General features: G+C 57.9%; 10 protein-coding genes. 6 read left to right on the top strand and 4 right to left on the bottom strand.

Annotated elements, in window-relative coordinates; all coding sequences use genetic code 11:
* Positions 1 to 101: 101 nt before the first annotated feature.
* Positions 102 to 998: a hypothetical protein gene (locus HMPREF3098_RS02535; RefSeq protein WP_246815817.1), complete on the top strand. Its 897-nt coding sequence runs from the start codon at positions 102 to 104 to the stop codon at positions 996 to 998.
* Between the two features lie 180 nt (positions 999 to 1,178).
* Here HMPREF3098_RS02535 and HMPREF3098_RS02530 read toward each other — a convergent pair whose 3' ends face one another.
* Positions 1,179 to 1,718 carry a hypothetical protein gene (locus HMPREF3098_RS02530; protein ID WP_070433859.1) on the bottom strand — a complete coding sequence of 180 codons (540 nt, stop codon included), beginning with the start codon at positions 1,716 to 1,718 and terminating at the stop codon, positions 1,179 to 1,181.
* Between the two features lie 288 nt (positions 1,719 to 2,006).
* Between HMPREF3098_RS02530 and HMPREF3098_RS02525 the strand changes: the two genes are divergently transcribed.
* Positions 2,007 to 3,314, top strand: a complete 1,308-nt coding sequence (locus tag HMPREF3098_RS02525) for an FAD-dependent oxidoreductase (RefSeq protein ID WP_070433858.1) — start codon at positions 2,007 to 2,009, stop codon at positions 3,312 to 3,314.
* Positions 3,315 to 3,450: 136 nt separating this feature from the next.
* A complete protein-coding gene (locus tag HMPREF3098_RS02520) occupies positions 3,451 to 5,718 on the top strand; it encodes a DEAD/DEAH box helicase (protein ID WP_070433857.1) in 2,268 nt (755 codons plus the stop codon).
* A 174-nt stretch (positions 5,719 to 5,892) separates the two neighbouring features.
* Here HMPREF3098_RS02520 and HMPREF3098_RS02515 read toward each other — a convergent pair whose 3' ends face one another.
* The 3 genes from HMPREF3098_RS02515 to putP all read right to left on the bottom strand — a co-directional run bounded on the left by HMPREF3098_RS02515 (position 5,893) and on the right by putP (position 8,861).
* On the bottom strand, positions 5,893 to 6,378 hold the full coding sequence (locus HMPREF3098_RS02515) for a hypothetical protein (RefSeq protein WP_070433856.1): 486 nt from the start codon (positions 6,376 to 6,378) through the stop codon (positions 5,893 to 5,895).
* A 61-nt stretch (positions 6,379 to 6,439) separates the two neighbouring features.
* Positions 6,440 to 7,081 (bottom strand): HNH endonuclease family protein, encoded by a 642-nt coding sequence (locus HMPREF3098_RS02510; RefSeq protein ID WP_070433855.1) that lies wholly within the window; start codon positions 7,079 to 7,081, stop codon positions 6,440 to 6,442.
* 193 nt (positions 7,082 to 7,274) lie between these two features.
* Positions 7,275 to 8,861, bottom strand: a complete 1,587-nt coding sequence (gene putP, locus HMPREF3098_RS02505; RefSeq protein ID WP_070433854.1) for a sodium/proline symporter PutP — start codon at positions 8,859 to 8,861, stop codon at positions 7,275 to 7,277.
* Between the two features lie 178 nt (positions 8,862 to 9,039).
* Here putP and HMPREF3098_RS02500 point away from each other — a divergent pair, with 178 nt between their 5' ends.
* From HMPREF3098_RS02500 to HMPREF3098_RS02490, 3 genes are all read left to right on the top strand, one after another.
* A complete protein-coding gene (locus HMPREF3098_RS02500) occupies positions 9,040 to 12,216 on the top strand; it encodes a DEAD/DEAH box helicase (RefSeq protein ID WP_070433923.1) in 3,177 nt (1,058 codons plus the stop codon).
* Positions 12,216 to 13,268 (top strand): hypothetical protein, encoded by a 1,053-nt coding sequence (locus tag HMPREF3098_RS02495; RefSeq protein WP_070433853.1) that lies wholly within the window; start codon positions 12,216 to 12,218, stop codon positions 13,266 to 13,268. The genes HMPREF3098_RS02500 and HMPREF3098_RS02495 overlap by 1 nt, the downstream gene beginning before the upstream one ends.
* A 138-nt stretch (positions 13,269 to 13,406) precedes the next feature.
* The gene (locus HMPREF3098_RS02490; RefSeq protein ID WP_083283970.1) at positions 13,407 to 14,705 is read left to right on the top strand and encodes a metallophosphoesterase family protein; all 1,299 of its coding nucleotides are present in this window, start codon (positions 13,407 to 13,409) and stop codon (positions 14,703 to 14,705) included.
* Position 14,706 lies beyond the last annotated feature (1 nt).

Here is a 14,706-nt window from a genome sequence, read left to right as displayed (position 1 = left end):
GCTGGGGTTACGATGGTGCTAACGCTGACGCAAGTCGGTGTGTACAGGGGTACTGACCCAGACTTTTACATGGGGTTTACTCCCCAAGGAGGCTTGTGAGCGTGAGTTTCTACAGCAGGATCGCCGAGGCTTTGGACGAAGTGGGCATTGAATCCCGGGTGGTTGACGGGTTGCTCCTGGTACCGATTGCGCCAGAACTGGAGATTCAGTTCCAGCACATCGAAGTTGAGGGGGGACTTTCCACCATCGATGCCGCCAATGTTTTTGTGGCGCGCACGGATGAAGACGGCGCCGACGGCAGCGACGTGGAGAATTCTGAACTCACAGCGGCCGTAGACGATGAATTCGAAACCGATGAACTCGACAGTGAATCTGACGGAGATGTCGACGGGGGTGCGGAAGAAGCTGGTATCGAGGACGAAGACGGTGTAAATGAGGAACGGTTCGAAGCTGCCCTTGTGAGCGTTGTGTTCTCCGTCGAGGGTGCGGTTGAAGAAGTCAATAAGCACATGACAACCGATCAGCTGGTCACTGTGCTTCACGACCTGCTGGAGGGGACTGACGATCGTATATCCAATTTGGAGTTCGTGCAGGATTCCCGCGACGCGCTAGCTGTCAGCGCCGAGGTCGGTGACGGTTCGCTCCTTCACGTTCAGCTGTCAGATGGTGATGAGGGCGCGCAGGCTTTGGTGCGCTTTGTGGCCTTCGGTGAGGATTTCGACATCCTCATAGAGCAGGCAGAATCGGAGCTTTTCAGTGAGGACTTGGATCTCGATGACGACGAACGGTACGAGCTGTACCAAGCCACGGTCGCGGACATAGGTGAACTCACTAAGGAAGTGCTGGAGCTGGGAACGTTCACCGATTTCGACCTACTGTTCAATGCTTTGGCAGTGGCTGAGGTCCAAGCCCGCGAGTGGGAATCTCTGTTGGCTCCGCTCGATGACGGATCCGTGGATGCCTTTGATGGCGGTTTTGTTAACGGCGAACTCGGTTAAGTTCGTCTTGCTTCTCGGTGTGCGCAGAAAGCTAGGTTGTCCAGTGAGTGCAGCTGCGGTGCGCGCAGAAAGCTAGGTTATGCACTGAGTGCAGCTGCGGTGCGCGCAGAATGCTAGGTTGTCCAGTGCGTGCAGCTGCGGGGTGCGTTTAGGGGGGGTGCACCGCGCCGGGCGGTTTGCCTAGGCCGCGCGACCATGAGGTGATTCCGCCAGTGCGGTACCCCGCTGGCGCAGTTGCTGTCCGGTCATCAGTGCATGCCAGGTCCACGCCCGGGAGCCATCGCCCTGGGCTTCTGCAATTCTTTCCACGTCGTGCACGGCCGTGCCGATTACTAGTCGGAATAGTGAATGGATTGTCGCAGTATGGCTGCGCAAGCTCGAATCCACAGCGATCGTATCTCCGCTGACGATCGCGTGGAGAGTCACAACATACAGATCGGGTGCTCGGCCTTCGGGGGTTGAACTTGTGGATGGGTATTCTCCGATTATCCGACGCCACGCGGTGGCCGAAATGCGCCGCCGATAGGCGCGAACGGTAGTTTGGGTTCCGTGTTCCTGGGAAGCCTCCAGCGTTGTTTGCGGCGCAGCCCACGAAGGTGCGATGCGGACCAAGCTGCGCGGGTGTGCGAGGAAACCGGCAATCCGTTGCGCAGCCAGCTCCGTGGAATGCGCTGGAACTAGGGGGATCGTGTTCTTGATGCTTTTGTTCGATTCGATCATGGGGATCGTCCTTCCATTGAAACGCATTGGTGCTTTGTGGTCGATTGGTTAATGTGTGCTGCTGGTTGTGTTCTGGGTTTCGCTTTCGATGTGATCGTCAGCCTAGGGAGGATATCGGACAAGGACCGCAGGGCGTCGAAAAAAATAGAACAGGTGTTCGCCTCACTTGTGGAGCTTAGGCCATCCCGCAGTTCATAGGCTGGTTAGATACGATTAGGGAATAATTGCTGGGAATTAGGCAACGCGAAACGAAGACGTTCATGGAAAGGCCAAAGACGGTTAGTCGATATGGGTGAAATAGCAGTCATTGGAGGCGGCATCGCTGGTCTTGCTGCTGCCCGAACGTTGCGAAACGCGGGTAAGCGTTGTGTGGTGATTGAGTCGAGGGATATGCTCGGCGGTCACGTGCGATCAGAGCGCATCGATGACATGACCATTGATCACGGCTTCCAGCTGTTTAATTCGTGGTACCCCGCACTGAAAGAGATTCTGCGCCCAGGCGAATACGCCGCCCTGGGAATTAGAACTTTCCAACCCGGTATTCAGACCCTGACCGACCAAGGCCACGCGCTAATCATGGATCCAGTACGCGCACCGGCGCTGATTCCCGCCTTCTTGCGCTCATCCTTCGATTCGGCGTTCTCGTTGCGTGACCTTTGGGGGTTGCAACGATGGATCAGTAAAGAGATGCCACACCGGTCAAGTCTGGAACTGCGCAGTCTGCGTAAAAGCGACAAAGTCCGCGATATGGAAGTCGCCGAATCGCTGGATAAAAGTGGGGTGAAACGCGCACTGCGCAAGGTTGCGCTGGACCCGTTGGTGGAGGCTTTCCTGTACGACAAGGAAGGTGCTTCCAGTGCGACGTTTGCTAAGTGGCTATTGATGTCCCTCATGCGTGGCAATCTGGCGGTCCCCGATAACGGCATGGGTGAGATTTCGGCCACCATGGCGAGAATTCCGGGGTGCCGTTTCGAAATGAATTCACCGATAGAGTCCATCGAGATTGATGAGCGAGGTGCCGGGGGTGTGAAGCTGTATATCCGCAACGCGCTCACAGGAGAGTTGCGGGTGGAAGAGTACGAGCGCGTCGTGCTGGCCGTACGGCCGAAGGATGAAAACGCGCTAGTAGGAACCCCGATGCCCAAAATCGTGGGTATATCCAGTTGGTGGTTTGTCTCTGACGAGCCAATCGCCCAGCGCCCGCTATTTACCGTGGACGGCACAGGGAAATCGCCCATTGCGGGGGCTGCGGAATTGACGGCGGCTGCGCCGAGCTACGCGCCCGATCGGCACCTCGTGGCGTGCAACGTCGTGCACTCTTCCGAACCACTGCCTAGTGATCGTAGGATCCAGCAGGACTTGGGGGTTTTATTCGGTGTGGATTCCAGCAAGTGGGAGTTGGTGAAGCGTCAGGACCAGCTCAATGCCAAGCCGATCATTGCCCCCACCCACGCGATTAAGGACAGTCAGGTACGTCAGGACATTCAACAGCGGATTTTCCTAGCTGGAACTCATCATGCCACCCCGACTTTGGATGGCGCGGTGCGAAGTGGGCAGCTGGCTGCCAAAAATTTGCTGGATTGTATCGAGGCATAGCCTGGATTGCATCGGCGGATCATCGCGAACGTCTCCGGAGCAACGGGTGAAATCTACCCGCAGTTCAAGCCGCGTTTATGCCACGGCGAGCACGCAGAATCGCTTAATCCGCCACGAAGGCGTAAGGTTGACTCCAATGAGTGATACTGAAAACGTCACCGGCGACGTGCAAAAGCCGGTTACGGACGAGTCGGTATCTCAGAAAGAACTGCGTGAAGGGGCGGACAATTCGCCCCTAGATGTGTCTGATGTGTTGGGAATTGAACCTGACGCGACTGGTGAGGCAGTGGATTCTGAGAAGGCCGAGAACGTGCAAGAACAAGAGCAAGATGTAAATTCCGGCCAAGAGAACCACACTGAACCAGTGGTTGAAGCGGCCGCAGATGATAAAGAACAAGTAACTGAGGGCCCGTCCTTCGACAACCTGGGGCTGACCAGTGAAGTACTGGAAGCCGTGAAGAAGGTTGGATTCGAAGCGCCTTCGCCAATTCAGGAACAAACCATCCCCGTCCTGATGGACGGCAAAGATGTTGTTGGACTGGCACAAACCGGTACAGGTAAGACGGCGGCTTTTGCGCTGCCGATCTTGGCCCGTATCGATCCGTCCAAGCGCCACCCGCAGGCTTTGGTGCTAGCTCCCACCCGTGAGCTCGCGCTGCAGGTAGCCGAAAGTTTCGAGTCCTTCGCTACTCATCTGGGTGGAATCCATGTTCTGCCCATTTACGGTGGCCAGGCCTACGGCATTCAGCTTTCCGGACTGCGTCGCGGTGCCCACATTGTCGTGGGAACCCCGGGGCGTGTCATTGACCACTTGAATAAGGGCAGCTTGGATATCTCTGAGCTGCGATTCATGGTGCTGGATGAAGCCGATGAAATGCTCAACATGGGTTTCCAGGAAGATGTGGAGCGCATCCTTGAGGACACTCCAGAGGACAAGCAGGTTGCGTTGTTCTCCGCCACGATGCCAGCGGGTATTCGTCGGTTGTCCAAGCAGTACCTGAACAACCCGCAGGAAATCACGGTCAAGTCTACTCAGCGGACCAGCGAGAATATCGAGCAGGATTACTTGTTCGTCAACCATCGTAACAAGCTGGATGCCCTGACTCGGATTCTTGAGGTAACCGAGTTCGAGGCCATGATCATGTTCGTTCGCACCAAGAACGAGACTGAGGAGTTGGCCGAGCGCTTGCGTGCCCGCGGGTTCAACGCTGCTGCCATCAACGGCGATATCGCCCAGGCACAGCGTGAGCGCACTGTCGATCAGCTGAAGGACGGACGTCTGGATATCCTGGTCGCCACTGACGTGGCTGCGCGTGGTTTGGACGTGGACCGCATTACTCACGTGTTCAACTACGATATCCCTCACGATACCGAGAGCTATGTACACCGCATTGGCCGTACGGGACGTGCCGGTCGCTCCGGTCGGGCAATTTTGTTTGTGACGCCCCGTGAGCGGCGCTTGCTGAAGGCTATCGAGCGGGCCACGAAGTCCACGCTGAACGAGATTGAACTGCCTTCCGTTGACGCGGTGAATGACGCACGCAAGGACAAGTTCCGTGAGGCGCTGCAGGACAGCTTGGGCGATACGCAACTGCCTGTATTCCGTGAGTTGGTGACCGAATTCGCAGCGTCCACTGAAACTCCAATGGAAGACATTGCGGCGGCTCTCGCTGCACAGATCCAAGCCGGCGAAGATTTCCTGATGAAGGAAATGCCAAAGGACGAGCGCCCAGCTCGGCGCCGTCGCGATGATCGTTACGGCGACGAAGGTCGCTCCGGTGGCGGTAGCTACCGCAGCTTCAATGAGCGCTTTAATAAGGAAGCTCCGCGGGTTACGGACCGCAACGGCAACGAGATGGCGGTGTACCGCTTGTCCGTAGGTCACCGCCAGCGCGTGCGCCCAGGTGCCATCGTAGGTGCGATCGCCAATGAGGGTGGTCTGAACTCTCGCGATTTCGGCCGCATCAACATTTTCTCCGAGCACTCTCTCATCGAGCTTCCAGCGGACTTACCACGCGAGGTTTTTGAGCAGCTGGATAAAACCCGCGTATCGGGCCAGTTGATCAATATTGAGCCGGATCCAGGCGCACCAGACGGTCGCCCCGCCAGCCATCGTCGCGGTGATGGCCGTGGTGATAGGGATCGCGGTGGTCGTGGCGATCGTGGTAGCCGTGGTGGTCGTGGTGATCGCTTCCGCGGTGATGATCGTCGTGGCGGCCGGGGGGATTGGAACGAATCTCGCGATCGCGGCTTTGGCGGCCGCGGACGGGGTAACCGTGATCGCGATGACTTCCGTGGCGGTGACCGCCGCGGGCACGGCGAACGCGGGGATCGCGGAGGTCGTGGCGGTTTCAACCGCGATGATCGTGGTGGGCGCGGTGATCGCTTCCGCGGACGCCGTTAAATAGCGCGGAACCCGGGTCAGCTCCTGGCAAGGAGCTGACCCGGGTCTTTTTGTTGTCTATACCACAAGGCCCCACCGTTGGAGGTTTGCGAGCCCCACCGTTGGAGGTTTGCGAGCCCTGCCGTTTGATGAGGGAGGGGACCCCCGGGGTTCGGGGGCTGGGGCCCGGCGACTTTAGACGAACATCAGGATCGCAGTGATGATCCACAGCAGGTTGAAGATTCCGCCGAACATCGCGGCCTTACCTGGCACCTTCTCGGTACTCAGCTTCTGAACCGCAGCGGCTTCCTTGTCGGAGGCTGGGTTATCGGATGGATCTAGAGCACCCAATTTGATGAGGCCCTTGCGTTGCGTTGGGATCACGACAGCCAACAGGAAGCCCCACGCGATGACGGCGATGAGGATTGCCGCGTGAAAAGCGTAGTTTTCGCGAGCGGCTTCACTGGTGAGGAACGCGATCAGACCCAAGGTAGGAACGATCAACGAAGCTAGACCGTAGGTGCGCGTGGTGCGGAAGATGAACCGCAGGGCACCCGTGGCTCCGGCATCACCGGCTGCGGCCTTGCGGAAGGTGGGGGCGTAGGCCGATGTGGAAACAGCAACTGGTCCGATGAGCAAGATCGCAGTGAGGATGTGTAGAGCAACAATGACTGTATTCATGCTTAACACTCAACCAGATTGATTGGGGAAAGTCATAGCACGCGCTATGCGGGGCACCCGGTTATAGTGCGCACGCCTTACGTGCCGTAGCGATGTCCGCCTCCGGTAGTGCTAACTCATAGCGTGCGACGACTGCCACGAAGCGCGCTGCATAGGAGCAGTGCGCGGTAATAGCGGGTGGCATCCATTCGCTTAGGGTGGCATCGGATTTGTCCCTGTTCACAGTCGAATCGACGACTACCAGATTCCACTGCATGTCGTTGGCGAATCGCACACGTTTTTGCTCATCCCACTGATAGGCCCCGAGATCCCACGCGGCGCTCAGCGGCACGATGTGGTCGACGTCCACATGGCTGGCTTGGAGTAGCTTGCCGGTATAGGGATCGGGTGGGCCGACGCCCCGAGGGTATTTAACCCCGCACGTGGTGGGGGCGGAGGAGGGCGTGGGGGCGTCGGTGGAAAAAGTAGCCTGCACCAGAATCTGCCGAGTAGTACAGAATTGTCCGCTGGCGGTGACGTGCGTTCCCCAGCCATGGCCGAACCGCTCGCGGGAGTATCCCAAGATTCGGGGCCGTGTGGGGATTGTGTGAACGGATTCAAGGGCTGCCACGAGGGTTTGTTGGTCGTGGGAAGAGGGAGCTGAGGAATAGTGGGAGGGTAAGGGGATGGCACACCCCACGGCGATGGCGATGAATGCTGACATCAGCAGCTGGAGCCGTGGCCGTGATGAAAGGGCGGTGAGAACTGGGGTGCGAGGTGGAAAGCGAGTAGGAAGTCGAACAGGACGTTGAACAGGTGGACGGGCTGAGAGGGGGGTCGGGAACGAAAAGGGCCACCGCATGTCCTATTAGACAGCGATGGCCGTGTAAAAGTTCAGTCCCCGGTGGGGCGAACAACTAGTTCTTGGAAATTGCCTCCGCAGCGCGCTCGATATCCTGGTCTGGATTACGCTCTGCAACCTTGGACAGCTTCGCAACTGCGTCGAAGGTATCGGTAACTTCCTTGCTTGGTGCCTTGGTCATGTTGGTTACGATGACCATGGCGATGATGTTGCACAGTACGCCAGGGATCATTTCGTAGAGACCGAATGGCTTCTCAATGACGCCGAAGGAAGGCAGACCGCCCCAGATGAAGGCAACCACGGCACCGGTAATGAGGCCAGCCGTTGCGCCAGCGGCATTCAGACGGCGCCAGTACAGCGCGCCAATGACAACCGGGCCGAAGGAGGCACCGAAGCCCGCCCACGCGAACTCCACGAGCTTGAGCACTGCGGAATCCGGATCCTGAGACAGTGCGAAGGCGATCAGCGCAACAACCAGAACCGACAGTCGGGAGAGCATCTTCAGCGTGTTGTCCGAAGCGGACTTGTTGATCAGGCCCTTGTAGATGTCCTCGATCAATGCAGATGAGACGACCAGCAGTTGAGAGGAAATGGTGGACATGATCGCGGCCAGCACGGCAGTGAGAACCAAACCGGCGATCAATGGGTGGAACAGGATACGGCCCATGTCCAGGAAGATCGTTTCAAAGCTGGTTTGGTCCGTGATGGCGATGCTTGGATCCATCCCGAAGAATGCTGGACCAATGATCGCCACGAATACAGCGCCAACCATGCACAGGAACATCCAACCCACACCGTAGATCATGCCGGAGCGGGCATCCGAGGTGGAACGCAGCGCCATGAAACGCACGATGATGTGTGGCTGGCCGAAGTAGCCCAAGCCCCATGCCAGGTTAGAGATGATCGTGATGAAGGATACCCCGGTGAATAGGGAGAACCAGTGCTGGTTTGGATCGATCGTTCCCAGACCGTACGCGTTCTCTAGCTGGTAGGAGAAGATCGCGCCGGGATCGTCCATGGTGATTAGCGCCATGATTGGAACCAGCAACAGGGAGAAGAACATGATCACGCCCTGGACAGTATCCGTCAGGGAAACTGCCAAGAAGCCGCCGACAAAGGTGTAGATGACGGTCACGCTGGCGATGATGATAATACCGGTGAGGTAGCCCGATTCGAAGGTGGACTGGAAGTACTTGCCACCTGCGACCATTCCGGATGCCACGTAGAAGGTGAAGAAAACCAGAATTACCAAGCTGGCTGCCACGCGCAAAACGCGGCTACGATCTTGGAATCGGTTCTCGAAGAAGCTGGGCACCGTAATAGAGTTGTTGGCCATTTCTGTGTAGGCGCGCAAGCGGGGAGCGGTGATCTTCCAGTTAACCGCGGCGCCGATCAGCAGTCCGATAGCAATCCACAGCTCAGAGAAACCGGACATGTACAGTGCGCCGGGCAGACCCAACAGAAGCCAGCCGGACATATCGGAGGCTCCGGCGGACATGGCCGCAACAAAGGGGTGTAGCCCGCGCCCACCGAGCATGTAGTCTTCGTATTCGTCATTCTTCCTGAAGCTAAAGAGGCCGATCGCGAGCATCGCGATGAGGTAGGCCACCATGGCTATCAGGAACCATGTGTGTTCTGACACGGTCAGAAATCTCCTCGTTAAATTGACGTCAACATCTGTCTTCACGTTATCGGAGTAGAGTAATTGCCACTGTTGTTCGGTTCATCTGGCCTTGTTTTTCGTTAGTTAGGTAAATACTTTGACGGAGGTTTTCACCCACCAAATCCACCTTGTGTCGCGTCCGCAAGGCGAGCTTTGGGTGTGGATTGAACGTGTGGCGGGCCACCGCATCATCACCGATCTTTCGGAGCTCACACCTGACGATCTACCTTGGGTTTTGCTGAAAGAACTACGTAGATTTCATTACCGTCAGACTAAGAATTTGTGGCTTGCGACCCCCAAGGGACGACTGCGCCGGGTGGGGGTTCCGGTGGCGGCTTTGGAACCCGAACGGGCGGTGCGGTTGCTGCAGATTTTATGCGAGTATGTGAATGAACATTCAAGGGGTGCTGGCGGGCTTTGCCCCGGGCTCGCCCCAGAGTCTGTATATATTTGTGACCTTTTTGCCTTTACCGACGCCCTCGTGCGGTCCGGACGCCTACTCATCGGGGTCGAAAAGGTCGACGACGCATGGTATCCCCGGTGGACCATCGCACCCGGGGACCATCAAGAAACGATTGCGGCATTCGATCGGGCGGCGCCGGGCGTCATCACAAAAAACACCCCAGCCGACCCGGAAGGTAGCAGCGGGCCTGCAGCCCAGTTCGCCGAGGGAATAGCGCACTGGATTGCCTTGAGTTATTTGCAACGCGACCGGCATTTAACCGGTGAGTTGGCCAACGATTTCGTGCGCGGTTTGGTGACAGGCAAGGCCGCTAAGCGTGTTGCCGGGGCGACCGTCACCCACCTAGGGCAGTGGCGAGCTTCAGCCTTGCGGGACGCCTTCAAATTGGTGCTCATTCTTTCTGACCCCGACGCCGTCGCGCAGGCCGACCTCGACGAACCCACGTGGCGGTTGGATATTGGGTACAGCCTCAGCAACTCCCCGGTGCAACCGGCGGTAGCCGCGGAAGTCCCCGACAGCCTCAAGACGGCCTTCCGAGTTCAGTTCAAACGCGCACAAGCGGCGTGGGAGCCTCTCACTGGGGCTGCTGTGGCGGTGGCGACGTGGCTGCAGACCGGTATTTGGATGCCGACGGCCGACCTGCTGACCGGAGATTACACCCGCGACCGAACACTGGGGATGACATTACAGTCCGAGGAGGTTGTGGACCTGCTGACCCATGGTGTTGATGCCCTCAAGACGGTGGGGGTTGACGTGATGGTTCCACGAGGGTGGACGCGGGTGCAGCCCAATGTGCGAACCAAGGTCATTCCCGTGGGGCAGGGTCCAGGAAGTGGAAAAGTGGGGTTGGACCAGCTGCTCGATTTTTCTGTTGACGTATCGCTGGGTGGGTATGAGCTCACCGAGGAAGAGCAACGGACCCTGATGGAATCGGCCTCCACCATCGTGCAGCTGGGCGGGCATTACGTATACCTGGATCGCACAGCTTTGCAGCGCGCACAGCAGTGGATCGGAGCGGTCACCGGGACGGATGAGGACGAAAGTCTCATCGATGGGCCCACCACTGTGACGTTGCGCGATGTGTTGGCCGCCGATGCCTTGGACCCCAGCGACAACGCCGCAGAACACGTGTTGACTATTGAGGCCGAGGGCTGGGTATCTCGGTTGCTCCGTGGGCAGGCTGAAGTAGCGCCCATGCAGGCAGTGGACATTCCGCAAACCGTAATTACACCGCTGCGAGATCATCAACGCCGCGGTGTGAACTGGCTGGCGTGGATGGCCCAGCACGGGGTGGGGGCAGTCCTGGCAGATGACATGGGGCTGGGAAAGACATTGCAGATCTTGGCTCTAGTGGCGTGGGAGAAAGCGCAGGGGACGTTGGATGGACCGAAAAATTCCCCGGTTGACGAAGGTGCCATGGCTGGTGCTGTGCCGGTTGAGTCCGCCGTGGCTGGTGCTGTGCCGGTTGAGTCCAGCGTGGCTGGTGCTGTGCCGGCTGAATCCGTGGGCTTGCCCACTTTGGTTGTTGCTCCGACCAGCGTGGTGGAAGCGTGGAAGTCCGAGGCCCACCGTCACGTGCCGAGCTTGCGGGTCTTAGTCGACCATGGGCGAGCGACGGATGATGAGTCCTTCACGGCTAGCGCCCCACAGCATGACGTGGTGGTGACCACCTACGGTCGTGTGCAACGCAACACGGAGCGGTATGCACAAGTGGAATGGGGGCGCGTGGTTGCGGACGAGGCGCAGGCGATTAAGAACCCTGTGGCAAAACAAACCCAGGCTGTAAAATCGCTTCGGGCACATCACCGCATCGCGCTGACGGGCACACCCGTGGAAAACCGATTGGCCGACCTGTATTCTTTGCTGGATTTCGTCAATCCCGGGTTATTAGGCAGTGCCGCCGCATTCCAAAACAGAGTTGCCATCCCCATCGAACGTTATGGAGATGACGAGGCTCGGGAAAGGCTGCGACGACTGGTTTCCCCATTCTTATTGCGCCGGTTGAAAACAGATACGGAAATCGGCCTGGACTTGCCCCAGAAGACCGAAATCGTTCAGAAGGTTCCGTTATCTCCGGAACAAGCCACGCTGTATAAAGCCTATATCGACGACATTGAACAACGCCTGCGAGACCGCACCGGGGACCGCCGCGGAAACATCCTCGGTGCATTGGTGCGCATCAAGCAAATTTGTAACCACCCCGCGCATTTCGCAGGCGATGGCTCAGCGCTGATGTATGACGGCAAACACCGGTCCGGAAAAGTTCAAAAGGCCTTCGAAATTTTAGAGCAGGCACGTCAAGACGGCCGCAAAGCGCTGATCTTCACCCAATTCCCTAGTTTCGGCGCGATGCTATTGCCCGAGTTGGAGCGGATGTATGGTCAACCCATCCCCATGCTGCACGGCGGGGTGCCACGAAAAAAACGTGCCCAGATGGTGCAGCAATTCCAGTCACCCAACAGTGACGGACCGCCGGCAATGGTCCTTTCCGTTCGCGCCGGAGGCACGGGCATCACATTGACCGAAGCTAGCGTGGTTGTGCACATCGACCGCTGGTGGAATCCAGCGGTGGAAGACCAAGCTACAGATCGCGCCTACCGTATCGGACAAAACAGGGATGTAACCGTGTACAAACTCGTAGTCGAAGGCACCTTGGATGAACGGATCAACGACATCATTTCGGGCAAGCGAGAGCTAGCCGGAGGAATCATCGGCACCGGTGAAGGCTGGATCGCTAACCTCGGAGATGATGAACTCAAGGAGCTGTGGCGCCTGCGGACGGCGACGGAGGAAGCGCGAGGGGCGTCGCCGGAAACAAAAAAGAGGCACCGAGTGCACACCAAACAACCGCGCACAAAGGACGGTAAGTGATGACAGAGGACAAGACCACGCGGTGGGGAGACAACGTCATTATTGCCGATTTCGCAGGGCGGCGGCGCCGGAAGCAATCACGGGCAGAAGTGGCGGGAACGCAGCCGAGCGGTTCGGCAAGCAATGCTCGGCCCAAGGGCGGCAAAACGGGTGTAGCCGGTGCTCGTGGGCAGCAGGAACATGGATTCCGCGAGAGTTGGGTGGCGCGTGTTTTGATGCAGCAACTCGTCAACAAAACCGATAGTGGACGGGTGGCGCGCGGACGAGAGTACTTTCGCGCCGGGAAGGTCCACGATCTGGCGTTTGATACCGATAGCGCCGCAGCCTTGGTAGCGGGAAGTCAGTTACAGCCGTTTGATGTGCAATTGGTGCTTCCGCCGTTGAGCGAGAAGCAACGCGCGGGTGTATTGGGTGAAGTGCTTCGCGAGAGCACGGAGGTTCATGCGCTGGCTGCAGGTAATCGACCCGGAGAAGCGGTAGTCGCCGGGTTACTAGGTCACAGCACCGGGGACGAGCAATTTGCCGGGCTGCGAACGTGGTGCGATTGTCCAGACCGAGAGGATGTATGTAAGCACGTTGTCGCCGTGGGGCTGGCGGTGTGTGAGTACCTTTCCGAAGTGCCATTGCGGATTTTGAGTTGGCGGGGGATTGATACGGAGCCGGTGACTCGGTTGATGCAGTACATGCAGGTGCCGGCAACGGTGACACCACTGGATGGGGAAGGATCAGGAACAGAACGGTGGCGCGGTGCCGGCACGGGTGGGGACGATGCAGGCCACGAGCAGCCCGATATTGTTGACCCGAAAGAGTTCTGGGGTGCGCCGGAGCACCGCGTGCGGTGGCAGGTACCTCAAACGGAATGGGGGCTGGATAGCGGTGAGCGCGAGCAACTGGAGAAGGCTGTTCGAACAGTGACTTGGAATACTGTGGATCAGCTCAATACGATGTCTGAGCTGGAACGATGCTATGAATCGCTGAGTGAGTCCGAGCCCGTGTTCGATTATGGACACGCGTGGGGCGAGGCGCTGTCTGACGACGATGGTAAAGATTAGCTGAACCGAGGAAGTAACTGCCTTGACGCTCACCTACCACGAATTAGACAACTGCACGAAACCGAGAATTTTTCGGACGTAAAACAGCGCACTGCCCGCGTGGCGCCCCGCGTCCATCACTGACAGGAGAAACCCCGCATGAATTCATCCTCGACAGAAAAAGCGACCGCGATTAACCGATTAGAGAGCTCCAATACGGATAACACCGTTCGTATCCTGCATACCTCTGATTGGCAGTTGGGTATGAAACGGAAATTCCTCGGTAAGGACGGACAAGCCCGGTTTTACGAAGCCCGCCTCGCTGCGGTCGAGAAATTGTTTCAGGTGGCGGCGCAGGAACAATGTGATGCGATCGTCGTTGCCGGCGATGTTTTCGACGATAACTTGTTGGATCGTCAGGTTTATCGCCGAGCCATGGATGTACTGGCGGAGGCTCCGTGCCCGGTGTATCTGTTGCCGGGCAACCATGATCCACTGGATGCCGCGAGTATCTATGCAAAAGACGAGTTTCGCTCCCTCGCCGCTCGCGACCGCGCGCCGGTGATTGTCCTCGACGATAGTGAGCCACGGGAGATTCCCGGTCGTTCAGATCCTTTGGCGCCTGCGTTTATCGTGGGGGCTCCGCTGACGTCCAAGCAGGCGAGCGAAGATTTGGTTTATGCGACTGCCGAAAAGCTGCGTCAGGTCGGGCCTCCGGAAGTGGAGTGCAAAAACTGGGAGGCTCGGATCAATGTTGTGGTCGGCCACGGGGCCGTGGAAGGCTTTGGGCGCGCCTTTGATCCATCGTTGATCGATGTCAGTGCAGCGGCGGAAGCATGTCGTGACCGCGTGATGGATTATGTGGCGCTGGGTGATACACATTCCGCAATCCAACTGCACCCCGATTCCACTGTGTGGTACTCCGGCGCGCCCGAGGTTACCGATTACATGGAGCCCAACGGAGGAGGCGAAAACAATTCGGGAAAGGTTCTGATTGTTGATATTGCCGTCAACGCGGTTCGTCCCCACGAACCCGCGCGGTTAGCGGTCCACGAAGTAGAGGTTGGGCAGTGGCGTTTTCAAGCATTGGACGCCGTGGTGAACTCCCACGAGGATGTGCAGGCATTCGTTGAGCAATTAGAGCGAATGACTAACAAGCGGCAAACGGCGGTGAAATACGGGCTCACGGGGGCACTTTCGTTGAGTGATAGCGCGCTGCTGGAGGACAAGCTGGAAACCATGTCCGATGGTTTTGCTGCGCTATATCCACGCGAGCGACGGATGGATTTAAAGACCTTGGTTGAACTGGATCAGGTGGGTGAGGATTCATTCGGTTCGGGTTTCGTCGGTCAAGTAGCCCAGCAGCTGGCAACACGTTCGGAATCCGACGACGTTGCGAATGATGCCTTGAAGTTACTGTTCAGAATTCACACTGCCCAGGCAGGACAGGGGGAGTAAA

Origin of the sequence: Corynebacterium sp. HMSC28B08 (assembly GCF_001806865.1) — a bacterium.
Lineage (GTDB): Bacteria > Actinomycetota > Actinomycetes > Mycobacteriales > Mycobacteriaceae > Corynebacterium > Corynebacterium auriscanis.
The sequence above is the reverse complement of the archived record's forward strand: the minus strand, read 5'-3'. Positions and strand labels throughout refer to the sequence as shown.

Coding starts and splice junctions, on each gene's coding strand:
- HMPREF3098_RS02515 (WP_070433856.1), bottom strand. CDS start 6,378: ATGAATACAGTCATTGTTGCTCTACACATCCTCACTGCGATCTTGCTC.
- HMPREF3098_RS02510 (WP_070433855.1), bottom strand. CDS start 7,081: ATGTCAGCATTCATCGCCATCGCCGTGGGGTGTGCCATCCCCTTACCC.
- HMPREF3098_RS02495 (WP_070433853.1), top strand. CDS start 12,216: ATGACAGAGGACAAGACCACGCGGTGGGGAGACAACGTCATTATTGCC.
- HMPREF3098_RS02520 (WP_070433857.1), top strand. CDS start 3,451: ATGAGTGATACTGAAAACGTCACCGGCGACGTGCAAAAGCCGGTTACG.
- HMPREF3098_RS02525 (WP_070433858.1), top strand. CDS start 2,007: ATGGGTGAAATAGCAGTCATTGGAGGCGGCATCGCTGGTCTTGCTGCT.
- HMPREF3098_RS02530 (WP_070433859.1), bottom strand. CDS start 1,718: ATGATCGAATCGAACAAAAGCATCAAGAACACGATCCCCCTAGTTCCA.
- HMPREF3098_RS02490 (WP_083283970.1), top strand. CDS start 13,407: ATGAATTCATCCTCGACAGAAAAAGCGACCGCGATTAACCGATTAGAG.